This window comes from Rhodococcus sp. IEGM 1381, from assembly GCF_030056795.1.
Classification (GTDB): Bacteria; Actinomycetota; Actinomycetes; order Mycobacteriales; family Mycobacteriaceae; genus Rhodococcoides.
The window spans coordinates 120,111-140,403 of record NZ_JASHKQ010000002.1 but is presented as its reverse complement, the minus strand read 5'-3'; the positions used below and the strand labels follow the sequence as shown (position 1 = coordinate 140,403).

Genomic DNA, 20,293 nt, shown 5'->3' with positions numbered 1-20,293 from the left:
GCGGGTGCGGCGGATCAGGCCGTCACGATGCCCAGCCGACGGCACGCCACCACGGCTTCGTATCGGGTGTGCGACTCGGTTTTTCGCATCACGCTTCGCATGTACGACTTGACCGTTTCGGCACCGATCGACAGGCGCTGCGCAACCTCGATGTTGGTGCAGCCCAACGCAACCTGCGAGATGACGTCGATTTCACGCGGCGTCAACAGCAGTGTCGACTGCGGTACGGTGCCGTCCAGGTGCACCTCGGCGGACGACGCTCCCTGGCCGAGGGTCGCTGCGATGCGGGCAGTGACCAGATCGAGTCTGCGCCGGATCTTCTCATCACCCACGGAGCGAGCGAGATCGGCCAGCTCCTCGTGAACGCTGCGCAGTTCGGCCGCCCGCGAGAGATCCGAATCGAGAATCGAACGGGTGGTCGCCAGTAGACGAACCCTGCGGTCGACCTCGTCGCGAACGGCGATCTCCTGCCCGAGGCGTCGCGCGGCTGCCGTCATGATGTCGCCGACGCGATCGCCCAGCGGACCGCGCTCGCGTACCGCGGCATACATCACTATGCGAGCGACTCCCGCCACCACCACGGGCATCGCGAGGATCGACTTGAGGCCTTCTCCCAGCACCGGTCGATCGAAGTGATGGGTGATCGACATGGACGATCCGTAATCGCTCACGGCTGCCGGTCTGCGTTGCTCCATGACGCGTCCACCGAGACCAGACCGAGGTGGGATGGCGAGTCCGTCGAGGCCGCGGGTGCGGGTGCCCTGGAACTCGCTCAGATACAGAGTCTCCGAAGAGACTTCGCCGCCGAACACGACGGGCACATCCGATGTTGCCGCCACCTGGCGTAGTTCTGCCCGCAGGGCGTCGCCGTCACGAGGGCGGAGCAGATTCGAGTGGACCACGGTGCTTCCCTTCCTCGAGTCGGCAATCAGCGGCGAACGTGACCCAGATCATATCCGCCTGTCGGAACGATGATTCGATTGCCCGGGCATCCGTGCGCTGAGCGGAGTGCCGGTACGAGGCCGACTACTCTGGGACCCATGTCTGTGACCGCCGAGAGCAAGCCCCGTCAGCCACTCGTACCAGGCGTCGTATCGCCCGTCCTTGCGGTGCCCACCTCGATCGAGCGGCCCGAGTACGCGTGGAAGTCGACCGTCGCCGAAGGCAGCGAACCGTGGGTGCAGACTCCCGAGGTCATCGAGAAGATGCGGGTGGCGTCCACGATCGCAGCCAGGGCTCTCCAGGAAGCGGGCAGGGCGGTGGCACCGGGAGTAACGACCGACGAGCTCGACCGGATCGCTCACGAGTACATGATCGATCACGGCGCGTACCCGTCCACCTTGGGGTACAAGGGTTTTCCCAAGTCCTGCTGCACCTCGCTCAACGAGGTCATCTGTCACGGCATTCCCGATTCGACGGTGATTCAGGACGGCGACATCGTCAACATCGACGTCACCGCATTCATCGACGGTGTTCACGGCGATACCAACGCAACCTTCCTGGCCGGCAACGTCTCCGAGGAAGCCCGCCTGCTCGTCGAGCGCACGGACGAGGCCACTATGAGGGCCATCAAGGCCGTCAAGCCGGGTCGCGCCCTCAACGTTGTGGGCCGGGTCATCGAGTCGTATGCGCATCGGTTCGGGTACGGAGTGGTCGAGGATTTCACCGGACACGGCATCGGTACCACCTTCCACAACGGTCTCGTCGTTCTGCACTACGACCAGCCGTCTGTGGACACCGTCATCGAGCCGGGAATGACCTTCACGATCGAGCCGATGATCAACCTGGGCACGATCAACGCCGAGATGTGGGACGACGGCTGGACGGTGGTCACGCACGACAAGAAGTGGACCGCGCAGTTCGAGCACACCCTTGTGGTGACCGAGACGGGCAGCGAGATTCTGACCCTGCCGTGAGCGGAGCCTGCGGAGTGAATAGAAAAACAATGCCGTGAGTCTGAAAGGTGCCCTGCTGGTTGCGGGGACGACGTCGGATGCGGGTAAGAGTGTGTTGGTTGCCGGTCTGTGTCGCATGTTGGCGAGACGGGGCGTTCGGGTGGCTCCGTTCAAGGCGCAGAACATGTCCAACAATTCTGTGGTCACGCTCGACGGCGGTGAGATCGGGAGGGCGCAGGCGATGCAGGCGGCGGCCTGCGGCCTCGAGCCGAGTGTCCGCTTCAATCCGGTGCTGCTCAAACCCGGAAGTGACCGGACCTCGCAGTTGGTGGTGCGCGGGCGCGCGGTGGCGCAGGTGAGTGCGAGCAACTACATCGAGCATCGGACAGCTCTGCGGGCGGTCGTGGCCGACGAGTTGGCCTCTCTGCGTGCGGAATTCGACGTGGTGATCTGCGAGGGAGCGGGTTCGCCCGCCGAGATCAATCTGCGCGCGACAGATTTGGCCAATATGGGACTGGCGACTGCGGCTGCTCTGCCGGTGATCGTGGTGGGCGACATCGACCGCGGGGGAGTGCTCGCCCACCTGTTCGGCACCGTTGCCGTGTTGTCTCCGGAAGATCAGGCGCTCGTCGCCGGGTTCGTGATCAACAAGTTTCGAGGCGATCCGGCGCTGTTGGTACCTGGTCTCGACCAGTTGCGCGCCCTGACCGGCCGGCCGACGTACGGAGTCGTTCCGTTCGCGGACGGATTGTGGATGGACGCGGAGGATTCCCTCGGAACAGTTGCCGATGCTCCGGTGGGCAGGCCACGTCCTCCCGTCGGATCCCAGTGGCTACGTGTTGCGGCGGTGCGTTTGCCGAGAATCTCCAACACGACCGATGTCGAGGCGCTGGCGTGCGAGCCGGGAGTGTCGGTGCACTGGGTCACCGAGCCCTCTCGGCTCGACGACGCGGACTTGGTGGTCGTCCCCGGCAGCAAGTCCACGGTGTCGGATCTGGAGTGGTTGCGGCGCAACGGTCTTGCTCGTGCCATTTCCGAGCGCGCCGCCGCGGGTCGGCCGGTTCTGGGTATCTGCGGCGGCTACCAGATGCTCGGCCGAACCATCTCGGACGCGGTGGAGTCGGGTGTCGGTGTGGTCGAGGGGCTCGGTATGCTCGATCTCGATATCGAGTTCGCAGCCGATAAAGTACTCGCGCAGGTGTCGGGTCGGGCAGAGCGGTTCGGCGCACATTCCTTGTCCGGGTACGAGATTCATCACGGACGGGTTGTTCGTAGCGGGGACGATGCATTGTTGACTGCGGCGTCGGGCGTTCGCGAGGGCAGTGTGCGTGGCAGCGTCGTCGGAACTCACTGGCACGGCCTTCTCGAGTCCGACGATTTCAGACGGTCGTTCCTTGCCTGGGTGGCGGCGAAATCGGGCCGTGCAGGCTTCGTGGTGGCCCCCGCTACGTCGGTTGCGGCACTGCGGGAGCAGCAGTTGGACCTGCTGGCCGATCTGGTGGAAGACAACCTCGACGTCGACGCCGTACTCGATCTCATCGAGCACGGCGTCGATCCCGACATCGAAACGATTCTCACGCAGTTGCTTTGAGCAGACCCAACCAGCTGGCCACGGACAGCACGGCGGTGATGATCAACGGAACGACCACCAGCAGAAGAATCCGTGGGGTGTCGGTGAAGAAGCTGCCGATGTTCGGCCACCATCGCTGCCAGGTCACGAGAATCGAGCCGCCGCCGAAGAGTACGAGTACTCCGAGTCCGAGGGTGAACAGTCCGTTGACACGGTACCGCCGATAGACGACGCCGATGAATGCGCCGATGCCGCCCATCACCAGCATTCCGGTCACGAGGGCTGCCCACTGGAGTACAGGATTGTCAGTGGCAAATCGAGCGATTCCAAACATTCGGATCTTCTCGCCGAATCCACCAGTGGCGGCCTCGATGACCGACATCACGTAGACGATCGTGCCGATCGCGACGGATTGTGTGACGCCAACCAGTGCTGTTGCCGTGAGGAATTCACGCCGTGTGATGCTCAAGCCCAGCGCGTAGGGAAAGACCTGGGTGATGGCGGTGAGGTAGAACGCGAGCGCGAAGCCGTACACCGCGAAAACTCCGCCGGTGAAGTTCGACTCTGCATCCGTGTCCGGAATGACGGAGAAAAGGCCGTAGGTGATGACGAAAACGATGGTGAGAATGCCCAGCGGCCACGCGAATGTCGTTGCCCAGGAAGTGTTGTGGATTCGAGCGACATTCAATATTCGTTTCATGACACTTTCTCCTGCGCTTCGACGGTGGTGCGTTCGATGATCAACTGCTGCAACGGAACCGCTTCGATGGTAAGACCGGCTGCTGCTCCGTCGGATTTCTGCCGGTCGGTCAGTCGGCCGTCGATCGTGGCCCGAGCGCTCGCGCCGAGTGCTGTGCGATGCAGGGTTCGATGGCCCGAGGCGAACGAGTCGACGGCGCGGGTCGGTCCGGTGATCTCGAAGGCGCTCTCGCGTAGATCGTCCGAGTCGGCGTCGAGCAGAATCTTTCCCTTGTCGATGAGGATCACGTGTTCGATCAGATCGCTGACCTCGTCGATGAGGTGAGTGGACAGAACGACGGTCCTGGGGTGCTCGGCGTAGTCGGCCAGCAATCTGTCGTAGAACAGGTGTCGCGAGACCGCATCGAGGCCGAGATAGGGCTCGTCGAAGAATGTCAGCGGCGCGCGCGATGCGAGTCCGATGACGATGCCGAGCGCCGACGTCATTCCTCGGGACAGTTTCTTGATCTTGCGTCCGGTGGGGAGATCGAAATCTCGAAGTAGTTCGACGGCGAAGTCGTTGTCCCACTGGGGGAGAATGTGTGCTGCATGCGAGATGGCGTGCTTGATCTTCAGGTCGTCGGGATACTTCTGGCTCTCCTTGACGAAGCACACGTTGCTCAGTGCTTGTGCGTTCTCCCACGGGTGCTGATCGAACACCGAAACCTCGCCGGCGCTCTGACGCATCTGCGCGGTCATCATCTGCATGACGGTGGTCTTGCCTGCGCCGTTTCGGCCCAGAAAGCCGTAGATCTTGTTCTGCTCGATCTCGAAACTGACATCGTCGACAGCGGTGAACGTGCCGAACTTCTTGGTCAGGTGAGTGGCCGACGCGGCGATGGTGCCGGGTTCGCCGATCGAGCCGAGAGTGTGGACGCTCATCGTGCTGCCTCCCAGTTGTCGAGCATGGTCTTGAGTTCGTCGACGGTCATGCCGAGCTTGCGTGCCTCGGTGACCAACGGATCGATGTACTGACGGGCGAAGAGGTCGCGGCGGCGGAATCGGAGAGCGTCCCGAGCCCCTGAGGTGACGAACATGCCGATTCCTCGCTTCTTGTAGACGACGCCATCGGCGACGAGTTTGGCGAGCCCTTTGCCCGCGGTTGCCGGATTGATTCGATGGAACGCGGCGAGCTCGTTCGTCGAAGGGACCTGCTCCTCCTCGGCCAACGAGCCGTCGATGATGGAGTTCTCGACGAGCTCGGCGATCTGCAAGAAGATCGGCCTGCCCTCGTCCATCAGAACCGCCGACTGTCCACGGAGGTTGCTTGCCTCACTGGTTCATTACTCATGTAACTAACCATAGGACCGATGCGGTACTTGCGCAAGAGGCAGTACCGTCGTCGTCATGGAGTTCACGCATGTGAGTGCTGCGGGCGGGCAATGTTCGGTGCGAGTTGCGGGCCCCGACAGTCGGCACGCCGTTCTGTTGCTTCCCGATGCAGGCGATTCGGTGGATGTGTACGACGCCGTCAGTGAGCGGCTGCACAATTCGGACCTGAAAACCGTTGCGCTGGAAAGCATCGACGGTGTGAGCGACGAGGCCATCCTGGCTGTTCTCGACGAGCTGAAGCTGTCGTGGGTACACCTCGTCGGCAGCGGCGCGGGTGCAGAACCTGCATGGATGCTGGCAGCGAAAACCTTCGGACGGTTCGCCAGCCTGATCGCTGTGAACCGCTGCCACCCGGCGGTCGCCGACGAGCAAGGCACGGTGCGGGCCGCCGACTGCCCGCCCGTCGAATTGCCGACGACGCTGGTCGTCGGCAATTCACTCGGCCGGGCAGCCGCGGATGCCAGCGGCCGGTTCGTCTACTCGGATTTTCGGGTTGTCCAGCTCGACGGGGTCGACAACATCCCCGCCGACGCGTCGGCGGCGCTGGCCACAGAGATCGTGCTCCGTACCAGTCCCTGGTAGACGGTCGAAACTACAGTTCGAGCCCCAACAGAGCGTTCTCGACAACCTCGGGCAGTCCTGGGTGAATCCAGTACTGGCCCCGAGCCATGTCCTGGGCAGACAACCCGAAGCTCATGGCCTGGATGAGGGGTTGGATCAGGGTCGGGGCCTGTGCGCCGATGATGTGGGCTCCGAGGATCTTTCCGGTGCCCTTCTCGGCGATGATCTTGCACAGACCTTCGCTGTCCTCCATCGCCCAGCCGTAGGCGACGTCGCCGTAGTTCTGCACTTTGACCGTGATGTCCAACCCCGCGTCGCGGGCCTGTTCTTCGGTCATGCCCACCTCGGCGATCTGCGGATCGGTGAACACCGCCGCAGGAACGAACCGATGGTCGTTCTCGCGGAGTGCCGAGGTGTCGCCGTTCCACGCGTCCTGCAGCAGGTTGTACTGAACGACCCGAGCTTCCTGGTTGGCCACGTGCTTGAGCTGGTACGGCGACGAGACGTCGCCGAGCGCGAACACTCCCTCGGCCGTGGTGCGGCCGAATTCGTCCACCACGATGCGGCCTTCGTCATCGAGCTCGATGCCTGCCGTGCCCAGATCGAGCCTGTCTCCGTTCGGTTCCCGGCCCACGGCGACGAGAAACGCGTCGCCCAGGACCTTGGTGCCGTCAGCCAGTTCGACGCCGTGCAGCGTGCCCTCGGTCACAGCGCGGGTCTCACCGGCGTCGAGATGGACGTCCCACTTGGCGCGTGCGAGTTCGGTGAATCGCTTGGAGATATCGGCGTCGAGCGCGCGCAGCAGCCCGTCTTTCCTGGCGACGATCGAAACCTTGGAACCGAGGGCTGAGAACACATGCGCGAATTCTGCTGCGATGTAACCGGATCCGAGAATCACCAGATGCTCGGGAAGCTCCGGCAGCCGCATCACGTCACTGTTGGTGTGATAGGGGACACCGGAATCGGCAATGGCCTGGGGCACTGTCGGACGTGATCCGGCCGCAATGACGATCTGGTCGGCAGTGATGACCGTGCCGGTACCGGTATCGATCGTGCGGGGGCCGACGAACGTCGCGTGGCCCTCGAACAATGTGACGTTGGGGCTGCCCGCGGCGCGGTATCGCTTACCGCCCTCGGAGATGGGGTCGATCCGTCCGAAGACGCGGTCGACGATGTCGCGCCAGCGCACCGCGTCGACGTGGGCGTCGACTCCGTACTTCGCCGAGTCTCGTACCGTCCGAGCGACTTCGGCTGCATAGACGAACATCTTGGTGGGGATACATCCGACGTTGAGGCACGTGCCACCGAACGTGGAATTCTCCTCGAGCAGAGCGATCTTCTTGTTGTCGAAGCGTGAATCGGCGATCGAGTTTCCCGATCCGGAGCCGATGATCGCGATGTCGAAGTGCTCGGTCATGAAATGTGCCCGCTCTCGCTGTGGTCCTTGCCCGACGCATGGTCGGTGCTCTCTCCTCGGTGCAACCACTCGAGCCATTCGTCCATTTCCTCGAATGCCCGTGTCCGTGGGCCCTCGGTGGACAGAAACACGTCGTGGCGGGCTCCCTCGATGGGCACGATCGTCGTACGGTCCCCCAGGCAACCGGCCCAGCGCGCGATCTGGCGAACATCCAGAACGGCATCCGCGGCGTCGACGGCCGAGCTGTAACGGCGGGAAAAGTGCGTCACCTTCGAGCGAAGAATCAGCGAGGGAACGCCGATGTCGAGGCCCCGGTGCAGCTCGGCGTGTCCGTGGCGGACGGCGCGAATCCACCCGAATGTGATGGGAAAGCCTGCGAGCGGTTTCCAGTCGAGGTCGTAGTCCCACTCGCCGTTCTCCGACGCAGCGAGCGACAAACCGTATGTGTCGAGCCCACTACCGGGGACCTGCGTCTTGGACCGGAATCGGCCGATCACGTCGATCGCTGCGGTCCCGACACTGCGAATGGCGGGTGGGCCCTGCAGGTCGAACCACGGACTGTTGAGAACGACTCCCGCCAAGCCCAACCCGGCCGACCCGCCCTCCTGACGGTTGAGGCGGCTGAGCCACAGCGGGAGAACGAGGCCGCCCGTGGAGTGCGCCATCAGCAGTACCGAGGCGTCCGCGCGCTCGGTGCGTACCAGGCTCAGTGCTTCGTTCAACTCGGCGTCGTACATCGCCAGATCGGTCACGAAATGCGCAGTCTGGCCCTCGCGGCGCGAACGCCCGCACTTGCGCAGGTCCAGAGCGTAGAACGCGTATCCCTTCGCCGCGAAGTGCTCGGCGATGTGTCGCTGGAAGAAGTAGTCGGTGAAACCGTGAACGTAGATCACCGCGCGCTCGAAGTTCGAGGCACCGGACGGTTGATACCGCACCAGCGTGGCCTCGACCTGGCCCTCTCCGTCCGGATCGTCACCGAGTGGAATGGTCGTCTGTTCGTAGCCGTCGCCGAGGACGTCGGGCACCCAGGTAGTCACAGATCACAACTGTAGTGGGCGCCGCGAGCGGCGTCCGAGGAGCACAATCGAGAGCGGGTTGACGTGGTGTCCGATGGGGTAGGCCCAGCTAGTAACCTGACCGCATCGGGTGAATAGCCCTCTACAGCAGAGTTCTCCGGTCGAGACCTCCACAGACAAGGAAGTCGATTCTCCAGTGTCCAAAGAAGAGCAGGGTAAGCGGATCAAGACCGACGTCGTTCTGGTCGGTGCCGGAATCATGAGCGCCACCCTCGGTGCGCTGCTCCGTCAGCTCGAGCCGAACTGGTCGATCGACGTCTACGAGCGTCTCGATGCTGCGGCGGCCGAGAGCAGCGACGCGTGGAACAACGCTGGTACCGGCCACTCGGCACTGTGCGAATTGAACTACACGCCGCAGAACAAGGACGGCAGTGTCGACATCTCCAAGGCGCTCAACGTCAACGAGCAGTTCCAGGTGTCGCGGCAGTTCTGGGCCCACGGTATCGAGACCGGCGTGCTCTCCGACGCCAAGAATTTCATCAACCCCATTCCGCACGTGAGCTTCGTGCACGGGGCAGAGAACGCGAAGTACTTGCGTGCGCGGTACGAGGCGCTCGTCGGCAACCCGCTGTTCGCCGGAATGGAATTCATCGATTCCAAGGACGAGTTCTCGGCGCGACTGCCGTTGATGGCGAAGGGCCGCGACTTCTCCGATCCGGTGGCGCTGAACTGGAGCCAGGAGGGCACTGACGTCGACTTCGGCGCACTCACCAAGCAGCTCCTCAACTACCTGTCGGCGGCGGGCGGAACCGTCCACTTCGGCCATGATGTGCGCAACATCACCAAGCAGTCCGACGGCACCTGGGACGTCAAGGTCGCCAATCAGCGAACCGGTGAGAAGAAGACCGTCAACGCCAAGTTCGTGTTCGTCGGCGCAGGCGGCGGAGCACTGCACCTGCTGCAGAAGTCCGGTATCGCGGAGATCAAGGGATTCGGCGGATTCCCGGTCAGCGGCGAGTGGCTGCGGTGCACCAACCCCGAACTGATCGAGCAGCATTCGGCCAAGGTGTACGGCAAGGCCTCGGTGGGCGCTCCTCCCATGTCCGTGCCGCATCTCGACACCCGGGTGATCAACGGTGAGCAGGGTCTGCTGTTCGGCCCGTACGCCGGTTGGTCCCCCAAGTTCCTCAAGCAGGGCAAGATCACCGACCTGCCCGGCTCGGTCAAGCCCGGCAACCTGATGTCGATGCTCGGCGTCGGCGTGACCGAACTCGGGCTCGTCAAGTACCTCGTCAGCGAGCTGGCGCAGTCCCAGGCCGATCGGGTGGAGACTCTGCGTGAGTTCGCCCCCTCGGTTATCGGTAAGGACTGGGAGCTCGTCACCGCAGGTCAGCGAGTGCAGGTCATCCGTAAGAAGGGTCGCGGCGGCGTGCTCGAGTTCGGCACCGCTGTGGTCAACGCTGCCGACGGCACGATCGCCGGACTGCTCGGTGCCTCGCCCGGTGCGTCCACCGCCGTCCCGGCCATGCTGGACGTGCTCCAGCGGTGCTTCGGCGACAAGTACGACGCGTGGCAGCCCAAGCTCAAGGAAATGGTCCCGTCCCTCGGGGTGAAGCTGGCCCAGAACAGCTCGTTGTTCGACGAGGTCTGGAGTTGGACGTCCAAGACACTGGAGCTCGAAAACTCGCGTGAGCTCGCACAGCCCACGGGTGTGTGATAGCAAAAGGTATGAATACGCAAGCAGCAGCTCTCAAACGATCATGGGCACTAGACCTGTCCAACAACACGTTGTACGACCTGTTGAAGCTGCGTGTCGAGGTGTTCGTGGTCGAGCAGGCATGTGCCTATCCGGAGTTGGACGGTCGTGACCTGCTGACCGAGACACGACACTTCTGGCTCGAACGAGACGGCGAGGTGGTGTGCACTCTCCGTCTGCTCGAGGAGCACGACGACGGGGAGAAGGCGTTCCGCATCGGCCGCCTGTGCACCCAGCGCTCGGCCCGAGGGCAGGGCCACACCACGCGTATCCTGCGGGCAGCGCTCGCCGAGGTCGGCTCCGCGCCGTGCCGCATCAATGCTCAGAGCTACCTCGTCGACATGTATGCCAAGCACGGCTTCCTGCCCGACGGTGAGGAAGTTCTCGAGGACGGTATTCCGCACACCCCGATGCGTCGGGGCGGCGGCACCGCGTGGAGCGAGGCCTGACCTCCTGCAGTACTCGATGAACGAATGCCACACACGGCCCTACCGTGTGTGGCATTCGTTCGTTCGGCGGTAGTGTTCCGTTCGAAGTCGGTTGCGGAGAAGTCCTGTACGAATCAGGCGCGGTCCCGCCACTGTGTTCAGGAGTTTCTTCGCTTAAGCAGATTCTCCTGTCAGCCAGATCGCCGCCCGGCTTCGCGTTTTTCTACCGAACGCCCGGCGCGGAACTCCGGGCACGAAGGGACATAGCTGTGCAGCAAGGTGGAAGTGTTCCCGAACCGGGATATCCGTTCAGTGCGATCGTCGGACAGGACCAACTGCGGTTGTCGCTGATTCTGTGCGCCGTGCATCCCGGTATCGGCGGTGTACTGGTCCGCGGCGAGAAAGGCACCGCCAAATCGACCGTGGTGCGTGCGCTCGCGACGCTGCTGCCGGCAGTGGAAGACGAGGATGGATCGCGGCCGGCGAAGCTCGTCGAGCTTCCGGTCGGTGCCACCGAGGATCGAGTGGTCGGGTCCATCGACCTCGAGAAGGTGCTGCGTGACGGCGAACGTGCCTTCCAACCTGGCCTGCTTGCGGCCGCGCATCGCGGAGTTCTCTACGTCGACGAAGTCAATCTGCTGCACGATCACCTGGTCGACGTATTGCTCGACGCGGCCGCGATGGGTCGCGTACACGTCGAGCGTGACGGTGTATCACATTCGCACCCAGCACAATTCGTCTTGGTCGGCACGATGAATCCCGAGGAGGGTGAGCTGCGACCGCAGCTGCTCGACCGGTTCGGTCTCGCAGTGGACGTGACGGCATCGCGCGATGTGGATGTTCGGATGAACGTCGTCCGCCGCCGGATGAACTACGAGCGCGATCCGGACGCGTTCGCCGCCCAGTTCCGCGACGACGACATCGCGGTGGCCGAGCAGATTCTGGCCGCACGGAAGATCCTCGACGATGTGGAGTTGAGCGACAAGGAGCTTCGGCGCATCGCGGCCCTCTGCGCGTCCTTCGACGTCGACGGCATGCGCGCCGATCTGGTGCTGGCTCGCACTGCGTCCGCCCACGCGGCGTGGCGGGGTGCCAGCGAGGTGGCCGAGGAAGACGTGCGGGTCGCCGCAGAGCTGGCACTACCGCATCGGCGTCGACGCGATCCGTTCGACGAGCCGGGCATCGACGACAAGCAGTTGGACGACGCCATGCGCGACGCCGCGGAACAGGCCGAGCAGCAACCGGATCCAGATCCCGACCCGACGCCCGACGGCGACGGGGGAGCGCCGGTGCCGGACAGTGCCGAAGGGACCGAGCGTTCGGAGTCTTCCCCGTCGTCGCCCGACACCGAGACCTCGGAGCCGCGCACTCCTGAGCCACAGCCTTCGGGAGCGGGCAAGAACAAGCAGGCAGGAACTCCGGGTGCCCAGTTCAAGGCCCGGCTGCTCGAGGTTCCCGGAGTGGGAGAGGGCGCGCCGGGTCGACGCTCGCGGTCACGCTCCACACACGGACGGTCGGTACGGCCCACAGTCGAGCGAGGCAAAGGCCTGCATCTGATCGGCACGTTGTTCGCCGCCGCGGAGCAGCAGGTCGTCCGCGGCCGCACCTCCGGCCGGTTGAAGCTCGAGCCTGCCGATCTGCGGGGCGCGATCAAGGAGGGGCGAGAGGGCAACTTGATCGTCTTCGTCGTCGATGCCTCGGGATCGATGGCGGCACGAGATCGACTCTCCGCGGTGACCGGTGCGGTGCTGTCGTTGTTGCGCGATGCGTATCAACGCCGTGACAAGGTCGCCGTCATCACCGTGCGCGGTAAGGAAGCCGAGACGGTATTGCCGCCGACGTCATCGGTGGATGTGGCCGTGACGCGGTTGCGCAACATGAAGACCGGTGGTCGGTCTCCGTTGGCGCAGGGATTTCTGAAGGCCCGGGATCTGGTTCTACGAGAACGGGTTCGAGACCCGCTGCGCCGCGCATTGCTGGTTGCTCTGACCGACGGCCGAGCGACCGGAGGCACCGACCCCGTCGGACGAGCGCGCATAGCCGCAGGACGTATCGCGTCGGACAAGATCGCCTCGGTCGTCGTCGACTGCGAATCGGGAATGGTCCGTCTCGGCCTGGCCGCCGATTTCGCGGCCCGCCTCGGTGGTGGCTACGTGGCGCTGGAAGATCTGTCGGCCGAACAGGTCACCGCCGTCGTCCGCGCAGCGGCGTAGGGGGCGCGCGATGCCTCAGGGTGTACCCGCTCCCGGCACTGTTCCGCAGGACGGACTCACGACGCGTCAGCGCCGCAATCTGCCCGTCCTCGCCGTCCATACCGGCCCGGGCAAAGGGAAATCGACCGCTGCGTTCGGCATGGCGTTGCGGGCGTGGAACCAAGGGTTCGACGTCGGAGTGTTCCAGTTCGTCAAGAGTGCCAAGTGGAAAGTCGGCGAGGAAGCGGCGTTTCGGACTCTCGGCGACCTGCACGAGAGCACCGGTATCGGCGGAGCCGTCGAATGGCACAAGATGGGCGAGGGCTGGTCGTGGACTCGCAAGAAGGGCAGTGACGTGGACCATGCCGAGGCAGCGGCCGAGGGCTGGCGGGAGATCGCCCGGCGGATCGAGCAGCAGTCACACCGCTTCTACGTGTTGGACGAGTTCACCTACCCGCTCAAGTGGGGTTGGGTCGATGTGGCGGAGGTGGTCGAGGTTCTGACGCATCGGCCGGGCAACCAACACGTCGTCATCACCGGCCGGGATGCGCCCCGTGAGCTCATCGAGGCCGCGGATCTGGTCACCGAGATGGACAAGGTCAAGCATCCGATGGATGCCGGCCGCAAAGGTCAGCGAGGAATCGAATGGTGAATCCGTCGTGCCCCGCCGTGGTCATCGCGGCCCCTGCCTCGGGCAGCGGTAAGACAACGGTGGCCACCGGGCTGATGGGCGCACTACGTGCTGCCGGCCGAAAGGTCGCACCGTTCAAGGTGGGTCCGGATTACATCGACCCCGGCTATCACGGTCTGGCGGCCGGGCTCCCCGGACGCAATCTCGATGCGGTCATGGTGGGTGCCGATCGAATCGGACCCCTTTTTCGGCACGGCAGCCGGGGCTGCGACATCGCGGTCGTCGAAGGCGTCATGGGACTGTTCGACGGCAAGATCGACATGACCGGCCCCGGGGAGGCGTCCGCCGAGGGATCGACCGCACGGGTGGCGGCGATGCTCGGTGCCCCGGTGATTCTTGTGATCGACGCCCGCGGCCACAGTCAGTCGCTCGCGGCTGTGCTGCACGGGTTCTCGACGTTCGACCCCAGCGTTCGTATAGGCGGTGTGATCCTCAACCGGGTCGGCAGCGAACGCCATCAGGATGTGTTGCGTCAAGCGTGCGAGCGGGTGGGTGTGCCGTTGCTCGGCGCGTTGCCGAGAATGAGCGAATTGGTCGTTCCGTCACGACATCTGGGCCTGATCACCGCCGTCGAACACGGTGGAGCCGCCACCGATGCGGTCGATGCGATGAGCGCACTGGTGGCACAGTTCGTCGATGTGGAGGCAGTGAGCGCCTTGGCTCGCTCGTCGATACTCGCGCCGGAGTGGGATCCGGTACAGGAGGTTCGTAGGTCCGAAGGATCGCCGGTCGTCGCGGTGGCAGGTGGTCCCGCATTCACCTTCGGATACACCGAGCATGTGGAACTTCTGCGCGCAGCCGGGGCCGACGTCGCTGTATTCGACCCACTACGCGACGGGTTGCCCACCGGTACAGCAGCAGTCGTGCTGCCCGGCGGATTCCCAGAGGAACACGCTGCCGCGCTGGCAGCGAACGAACTGTTGCTTGCCGACATCAGGACGGCAGCGGCGCGGGGTTTGCCCGTTCACGCAGAATGCGCCGGATTGCTCTATCTGGCGACACAATTGGACGGTCATGCAATGGCGGGCGTCGTCGATGTCGACGCGGAATTCGGGAACACGCTCACTCTCGGGTATCGCGACGCGGTCGCCCTCGAAGCGTCGCCTCTGTTCGACGCGGGAACCCGTGTCACCGGCCACGAGTTCCATCGCACGAAGCTCGTCGCAGTGCGCGAGGCCGCCCCGGCGGCCTGGGGTTGGCATCGGCAGCGACCGGACGGCAGAACCGCCGCTCGCGAAGGCTTCGTCCGCGGCGGAGTGCATGCGTCCTACCTGCACACACATGCCGCGGGAAATCCCGAGTCCATCACCCGATTCGTCTCCGGCGCAGTCGATTACGCGCGCGTCTAGGCTCGTCGGCGATGCGGGTCGTGGTCGGAATCGGTGCCCGAGCAGGTGTCGATGCGGCCGAGATGGTTTACGCGATCGCGGCTGTACTGCGGCCGGATTGGCGGGTCGAGGCCATCGCCTCGATCGACAGGAAAGCGGATCTGGTGGCGGCGGTGGCGTCGAGCATGGGGGTTCGGGCGATTACCTTCACGGCCGCGGAACTGTCTGTAGCGCGGACCGTGACGTCCTCGGATCGGGTATCTCGCGCGGTGGGGACGGGAAGCGTGGCAGAGGCCGCCGCGCTCCTCGCTGCGGGCTCGGCCGAGACGCTGGTGCCCAGGACGGTTCGGAGCGCGATCACCGTTGCCGTGGCTGGTGTGACCGGCGGTCAGGTGCTAACGGCGACGTTGTCCTCCACCCAATCGCGAAGATGAGCCAGCGGAGCCGATGCACTCGACCCCAACGGGGTGAGTCGGTACTCGACACGCAGTGGAACCTCGGGAAAGACTGTGCGTGTGAGCAGTCCGTGCTCCTCGAGGCGGCGTAGCGACTGAGTCAGGACCTTCGGGCTCACCCCGTCGAGCGCATTCTTGATCGCGCCGAATCGCAGGGGACCCGACTCGAGCACGCCGATAATGAGGGCGCTCCACTTGTTTGCCAGCAGGTCGAGCATGTCTCGGCACGGGCACGCGGCGGCATACACGTCGTTGCGTTCGCAGTCGGTCATCGGTGATCTTTCGTCGGTGTACTTGGCGCGGCGTCCAGTATCGAATGGCATCATAGTACCTATTGGGAACTAGGTGCCCTTGACGGTAACCAGGGTGGCCGGTCCACGCTGTGAGAATGACCGAAACGATGAAAGCAGTCGCGTACACCCGCCCACTCCCGATCGACGACCCAGCGAGCTTGACCGACGTCGTCGCTCCGGTTCCTGTTCTCGGACCGAGCGACCTACTCGTGGAAGTTCTCGCCGTATCGGTCAATCCGGTCGATGTAAAGGTTCGCGCCGGTACCGACCCGGGGGGTCAGCCGAAGATCCTGGGCTACGACGCCGCAGGAGTGGTCCGAGCCGTCGGGACCGATGTCGAGATGTTCGCTCCGGGCGACGAGGTCTTTTACGCGGGGAGCATTGCCAGGCCAGGGACGAACTCACACCTGCACGCGGTCGACGAGAAGATAGTTGCCAAAAAGCCGGCCAGCCTCGATTTCGCAGGCGCGGCCGCGCTCCCGTTGACAGCCATCACGGCCTGGGAAGGATTGTTCGACAAACTGCGAATCACCACCGAATCCACTGGAACGCTGTTGATGGTCGGTGCGACCGGCGGCGTGGGATCGATGGTTTTGCAACTGATTCGGGCACTGGTGCCAGGGCTGAAGCTCATCGCGACCGTCTCGGATGCGGACGGGGAAGCGTGGGTGCGCTCGCTCGGTGCTCACGAGGTAGTCGACCGCCGTGAGAATCTGCGCAAGAGCGTGCGCGCTCTTGCTCCCGAGGGGATCGAATTCGTATTCACCACGCATTCCTCGGGTCAGGTCGAGACCTACGTCGAGTTGTTGAAGCCGTTCGGTCAGGTCGTTGCCATCGATGATCCCGAGCGCCTCGATGTTCTGGCATTGAAGTCGAAATCGCTCTCCTGGCATTGGGAGTTCATGTTCGCGCGAGCGCTTGCCGGAACCGCGGACCGGATTCGGCAACACGAACTGTTGACTGCAGTCGCCGACATGATCGACGCCGGGACGATGCGGACAACGGCGACGACAGTGCTGAGACCCCTCGATGCCGAGCAGCTGCGCGCTGCGCACCGGATCGTGGAGGATGGCCACGTGCGTGGCAAGGTGGTGGTCGCCGAGGTTGAGTGAAAACTGGTCGACCGAGTGTCGAAATCCACAGACTGACTGGCGAAATCCGGCCGACGAGGGCACTGTGAATCGAATGACCTCCGACAGCCTTGTCCTTCTCGGCCCGATCGTTCGATACGTCGGTACCGAGACTGCGACCCTCTGGTTCGAGATGGCCGAATCGACGACGGTAACGGTCGTGACCGACGTCGGCGTCCGCGGCGCAGAACGAACCTGGGGTGTGCACGGCCACCACTACGCGCTGGTTCCGCTCGAGGGACTACCCGCCAATTCGGCGGTGCGCTACGAGGTGTTCGTCGATGAGCGCAAGGTCTGGCCGCGTGAAGGCCATACTGCGGCCATCCACACCGTCGACGCCCAGGGGCCCGTCACGTTGGCGTTCGGATCGTGCCGGCGAGGCGACAACTACAGCGAGGAATCTCTGAAACAGATCGGAGCCGACGCGTTGGCCGGACTGGGCAACGCGCTGATCGAGGAGGATCCGAGTCGGTGGCCGCAGGCATTGCTGCTTCTCGGTGATCAGGTCTACGCCGACGACCCGTCGCCGGAGATCGTCGAACGCCTGCAGGCGCGACGGCAGTCGGGGCAGGGGCCGACAAGCGCGGTCGGTACCGATGCAGAGAACGAGATCTGCGATTTCGAGGAGTACTCCTGGCTGTACCGGGAATCGTGGGGACTCGAACCGGTCCGAACACTGATGGCGAGCATCCCGTCGTGCATGATCCTCGACGACCACGATCTGCGTGACGACTGGAATTCGTCCGCGTCCTGGCGTCGGGACATCGTGACTCGGCCGTGGTGGAACGATCGCGTGATCGGCGCGTACTCGTCGTACTGGGTGTATCAACACCTGGGCAATCTGTCGCCGAAGGAGTTGGCTCAGGACGAGATGTACGCCGCGGTTCGATCGGCCGCCAACGACGCAGAGCGGGAGAAGTTGCTGTCCGACTTCGCTTTACGAATCGACCGCCATCCCGAAACCGGACGCTGGAGTTTCTACCGCGACTTCGGCGATACGCGGCTGATCATGATCGATTCGCGGTGCTCGCGAAACCTGGATCCGAACAACAGAGAGATGGTCGACGAGAAGGAGTGGGCGTGGGTACGCGAGCGCGCGCTCGAAGCGACTCCGCGGCACCTGCTGTTCGGTTCTTCGCTGCCCTACCTCATGCTGCCTGCACTGCACTACCTGGAACAGTGGAACGAGGCTGTGGCGCAGGGTAGTTGGGGTTCCATGCCGGCCAAGGTGGCCGAGAAGATGCGAATCGGGCTCGACCTCGAACACTGGGCCGCCTTCACCAATTCGTTCAACGACATGGCGGCGTTGACTCGTGAGCTCTCCCGCGGCGAGAACAAGCCGGCCTCCATCATGTGGCTGTCCGGCGACGTGCATTGCTCCTACGTGGCGAACGCGAACTTCGGTGTCGGTGGGCAAGATGTGCCTGCCACCTATCAACTGACCATGTCTCCGTTCCGCAATCCGCTCGATCTCCCGATCCGCGCGGTCAACAAGCTGGCCATCAAACGTCCTGCAGCTCGGATTCTGTCGAAACTCGCTCGAGCCGCGCACGTAGGCCCCTCCGGAGTCGAATGGCAGGCAGAGGCGGGACCGTGGTTCGACAACGGCGTCATGCTGTTGACCCTGCACGGTGATTCGGCGCGGTTGCAGGTGCGCCATGCTCACGTCGACGATGCCGGTGAGCAGGTTCTGACCGAGACGTCGACCCTGGCCCTCGCCTAGAGAACACTTGGCCCTCGCCTGAAGAGACGAGCGCAGTCGTAAACGATTGGCCATCGAAGGGCCGATGAGGTTGGCTGGTTCGTTGTGGCGCACCTCGAACTCAACGACATCGTGTACTTCCTGCCCGACGGCAGGCAGCTGTTGAACGGAGTCGGATTTCGAGTGGGCGACGGTGCCAAGACGGCATTGATCGGCCCGAACGGAACCGGCAAGACGACACTGACGCGGATCATCGCGGGCGACGAGACCGCCGACGAGGGTTCGGTGTCGAGTTCCGGCTCGCTCGGCGTGATGCGGCAGTTCGTCGGTCAATTGCGCGACGACTCGACCGTGCGCGACCTGCTGCTCTCCGTTGCGTCGCCGGCCGTCCGCGGTGCGGCTGCGGCACTCGACGATGCCGAGAACACGATGATCGAGATCGACGACGAGAAGACCCAGATGAAGTACGCCCAGGCACTGTCGGATTGGGGTGACGTCGGCGGTTACGATCTCGAGCCGTTCTGGGACAAGGTCACCACCGCCGCACTGGGCATGCCGTTCGACCGGGCCAAGTGGCGTGCCGCGTCGACGCTCAGTGGCGGTGAACAGAAGCGTCTGGTGCTCGAAGCACTCTTCGCGGGGCCCGACAATCTGTTGCTTCTCGACGAGCCGGACAACTATCTCGACGTGCCTGGCAAGCGTTGGCTCGAGGCGACCATTCGCGACTCGGACAAGTCGGTACTGTTCATCAGCCACGATCGCGAACTGATCGCCAACGCCGCGAACCGAATCGTGACCCTCGAACCGGGTGTGAGCGGTGCGACGTCCTGGGTGCACGGTGGGGGGTTCGCGACCTATCACGCCGCACGTGAGGACCGGAATGCTCGTCTCGACGAATTGCGGCGGCGGTGGGACGAGGAACTGGTCAAACTTCGTGCGCTCGTGCTGCGTCTGCGTGAGAAGGCCAAATTCAACGACGGGGTAGCCGCCCGATACCACGCGTCCCAGACCCGCTTGGCCAAGTTCGAGGAGGCCGGACCCCCGGAGGCGGTACCGCTCAAACAGCACGTCACCGTACGGCTGCGTGGAGGGCGAACGGCCAAGCGTGCGTTGGTGTGCACTGCTCTGGAATTGACCGGTCTGATCAAGCCTTTCGACACCGAAATCTGGTACGGAGACCGCGTTGCGGTGTTGGGGTCCAACGGTTCCGGCAAGTCGCACTTTCTGCGGCTGCTCGCCAACGGTGGTACCGACCCGGAGAAGGAGCACGAGCCGGTCCAGGAACTGGCACTCGACCCCGTGCCTCATACCGGCACGGCGGTCCTCGGTGCGCGCGTGCGTCCGGGACTGTTCGCGCAAACCCACACTCGCCCGGATCTCGCGGGCAACACGCTGCTCGACATCTTGCATATGGGCAACGAACACCGTGACGGCATGGGCCGGGAAGCCGCGGGCCGGGCACTGGACCGCTACGGTCTGGCCCGTGCTGCCGAGCAGTCCTACGACAATCTCTCGGGCGGCCAACAGGCCCGCGTGCAGATCCTGCTTCTCGAACTCTCCGGTGCAACGCTGCTGCTGCTGGACGAGCCGACCGACAACCTCGACCTCGTGTCCGCCGATGCCCTCGAGGACGCGATCGCGGCGTTCGAGGGCACCGTGATCGCGGTCACCCATGACCGCTGGTTCGCCCGTAGTTTCGATCGATTCCTCGTGTTCGGCAGCACCGGTCAGGCCTACGAATCCGATGAGCCCATATGGGACGAAAAGCGGGTGCAGCGCGCGCGGTAGC

The 20,293-nt window shown here is 64.1% G+C and carries 19 protein-coding genes; 12 read left to right on the top strand and 7 right to left on the bottom strand.

Annotated elements, in window-relative coordinates; all coding sequences use genetic code 11:
* Positions 1-14: 14 nt before the first annotated feature.
* Positions 15-902 carry a helix-turn-helix transcriptional regulator gene (locus tag QM797_RS10650; RefSeq protein WP_283275522.1) on the bottom strand — a complete coding sequence of 296 codons (888 nt, stop codon included), beginning with the start codon at positions 900-902 and terminating at the stop codon, positions 15-17.
* Between the two features lie 138 nt (positions 903-1,040).
* On the opposite strand from QM797_RS10650, the gene map reads away from it, so the two are divergent.
* Positions 1,041-1,916, top strand: a complete 876-nt coding sequence (map, locus tag QM797_RS10645) for a type I methionyl aminopeptidase (protein WP_283275521.1) — start codon at positions 1,041-1,043, stop codon at positions 1,914-1,916.
* A gap of 40 nt (positions 1,917-1,956) precedes the next feature.
* On the top strand, positions 1,957-3,486 hold the full coding sequence (locus QM797_RS10640) for a cobyric acid synthase (RefSeq protein WP_283275799.1): 1,530 nt from the start codon (positions 1,957-1,959) through the stop codon (positions 3,484-3,486).
* Here QM797_RS10640 and QM797_RS10635 read toward each other — a convergent pair.
* Genes QM797_RS10635 through QM797_RS10625 form a run of 3 tightly spaced genes read right to left on the bottom strand, consistent with a single transcriptional unit; the run spans position 3,470 to position 5,444 of the window.
* Positions 3,470-4,165 carry an ABC transporter permease gene (locus QM797_RS10635; protein WP_283275520.1) on the bottom strand — a complete coding sequence of 232 codons (696 nt, stop codon included), beginning with the start codon at positions 4,163-4,165 and terminating at the stop codon, positions 3,470-3,472. The two genes, QM797_RS10640 and QM797_RS10635, sit on opposite strands and share 17 nt — an antisense overlap.
* On the bottom strand, positions 4,162-5,085 hold the full coding sequence (locus QM797_RS10630; RefSeq protein WP_283275519.1) for an ABC transporter ATP-binding protein: 924 nt from the start codon (positions 5,083-5,085) through the stop codon (positions 4,162-4,164). The genes QM797_RS10635 and QM797_RS10630 overlap by 4 nt, the downstream gene beginning before the upstream one ends.
* Positions 5,082-5,444 carry a GntR family transcriptional regulator gene (locus tag QM797_RS10625; RefSeq protein WP_283275798.1) on the bottom strand — a complete coding sequence of 121 codons (363 nt, stop codon included), beginning with the start codon at positions 5,442-5,444 and terminating at the stop codon, positions 5,082-5,084. The genes QM797_RS10630 and QM797_RS10625 overlap by 4 nt, the downstream gene beginning before the upstream one ends.
* 106 nt (positions 5,445-5,550) lie before the next feature.
* Between QM797_RS10625 and QM797_RS10620 the strand changes: the two genes are divergently transcribed.
* Positions 5,551-6,117 carry an alpha/beta fold hydrolase gene (locus tag QM797_RS10620; protein WP_283275518.1) on the top strand — a complete coding sequence of 189 codons (567 nt, stop codon included), beginning with the start codon at positions 5,551-5,553 and terminating at the stop codon, positions 6,115-6,117.
* Positions 6,118-6,127: 10 nt separating this feature from the next.
* Here the strand turns inward: QM797_RS10620 and mtr are convergent, their stop codons facing one another.
* The gene (mtr, locus tag QM797_RS10615) at positions 6,128-7,513 is read right to left on the bottom strand and encodes a mycothione reductase (RefSeq protein ID WP_283275517.1); all 1,386 of its coding nucleotides are present in this window, start codon (positions 7,511-7,513) and stop codon (positions 6,128-6,130) included.
* The gene (locus QM797_RS10610; protein ID WP_283275516.1) at positions 7,510-8,550 is read right to left on the bottom strand and encodes an alpha/beta hydrolase; all 1,041 of its coding nucleotides are present in this window, start codon (positions 8,548-8,550) and stop codon (positions 7,510-7,512) included. The genes mtr and QM797_RS10610 overlap by 4 nt, the downstream gene beginning before the upstream one ends.
* A gap of 175 nt (positions 8,551-8,725) precedes the next feature.
* Here QM797_RS10610 and mqo point away from each other — a divergent pair, with 175 nt between their 5' ends.
* The 6 genes from mqo to QM797_RS10580 all read left to right on the top strand — a co-directional run bounded on the left by mqo (position 8,726) and on the right by QM797_RS10580 (position 15,358).
* Entirely contained in the window at positions 8,726-10,246 is a 1,521-nt protein-coding gene (gene mqo / locus QM797_RS10605; protein ID WP_283275515.1) for a malate dehydrogenase (quinone), read from the top strand.
* An 11-nt stretch (positions 10,247-10,257) separates the two neighbouring features.
* Positions 10,258-10,734: a GNAT family N-acetyltransferase gene (locus tag QM797_RS10600; RefSeq protein WP_032377066.1), complete on the top strand. Its 477-nt coding sequence runs from the start codon at positions 10,258-10,260 to the stop codon at positions 10,732-10,734.
* A 242-nt stretch (positions 10,735-10,976) separates the two neighbouring features.
* Positions 10,977-12,926: a magnesium chelatase subunit D family protein gene (locus tag QM797_RS10595; RefSeq protein ID WP_283275797.1), complete on the top strand. Its 1,950-nt coding sequence runs from the start codon at positions 10,977-10,979 to the stop codon at positions 12,924-12,926.
* A 10-nt stretch (positions 12,927-12,936) separates the two neighbouring features.
* Positions 12,937-13,557 (top strand): cob(I)yrinic acid a,c-diamide adenosyltransferase, encoded by a 621-nt coding sequence (cobO, locus tag QM797_RS10590; protein WP_283275514.1) that lies wholly within the window; start codon positions 12,937-12,939, stop codon positions 13,555-13,557.
* Positions 13,551-14,945, top strand: a complete 1,395-nt coding sequence (locus tag QM797_RS10585; RefSeq protein ID WP_283275513.1) for a cobyrinic acid a,c-diamide synthase CobB — start codon at positions 13,551-13,553, stop codon at positions 14,943-14,945. The genes cobO and QM797_RS10585 overlap by 7 nt, the downstream gene beginning before the upstream one ends.
* A gap of 11 nt (positions 14,946-14,956) precedes the next feature.
* A complete protein-coding gene (locus QM797_RS10580; protein WP_283275512.1) occupies positions 14,957-15,358 on the top strand; it encodes a cobalamin biosynthesis protein in 402 nt (133 codons plus the stop codon).
* Here the strand turns inward: QM797_RS10580 and QM797_RS10575 are convergent.
* Positions 15,313-15,702, bottom strand: coding sequence for a winged helix-turn-helix transcriptional regulator (locus tag QM797_RS10575; protein ID WP_283275511.1), 390 nt, complete (start codon positions 15,700-15,702; stop codon positions 15,313-15,315). The genes QM797_RS10580 and QM797_RS10575 overlap by 46 nt on opposite strands.
* A gap of 65 nt (positions 15,703-15,767) precedes the next feature.
* On the opposite strand from QM797_RS10575, the gene QM797_RS10570 reads away from it, so the two are divergent.
* The 3 genes from QM797_RS10570 (at position 15,768) to QM797_RS10560 (ending at position 20,292) form a co-directional block, all read left to right on the top strand.
* Positions 15,768-16,784 (top strand): zinc-binding alcohol dehydrogenase family protein, encoded by a 1,017-nt coding sequence (locus QM797_RS10570; RefSeq protein ID WP_283275510.1) that lies wholly within the window; start codon positions 15,768-15,770, stop codon positions 16,782-16,784.
* A gap of 73 nt (positions 16,785-16,857) precedes the next feature.
* On the top strand, positions 16,858-18,525 hold the full coding sequence (locus QM797_RS10565) for a DUF7800 domain-containing protein (RefSeq protein WP_283275508.1): 1,668 nt from the start codon (positions 16,858-16,860) through the stop codon (positions 18,523-18,525).
* A gap of 84 nt (positions 18,526-18,609) precedes the next feature.
* Complete coding sequence (locus QM797_RS10560) at positions 18,610-20,292, top strand: ATP-binding cassette domain-containing protein (RefSeq protein WP_283275507.1); 1,683 nt, start codon at positions 18,610-18,612, stop codon at positions 20,290-20,292.
* The last annotated feature ends 1 nt before the right edge of the window (position 20,293 follow it).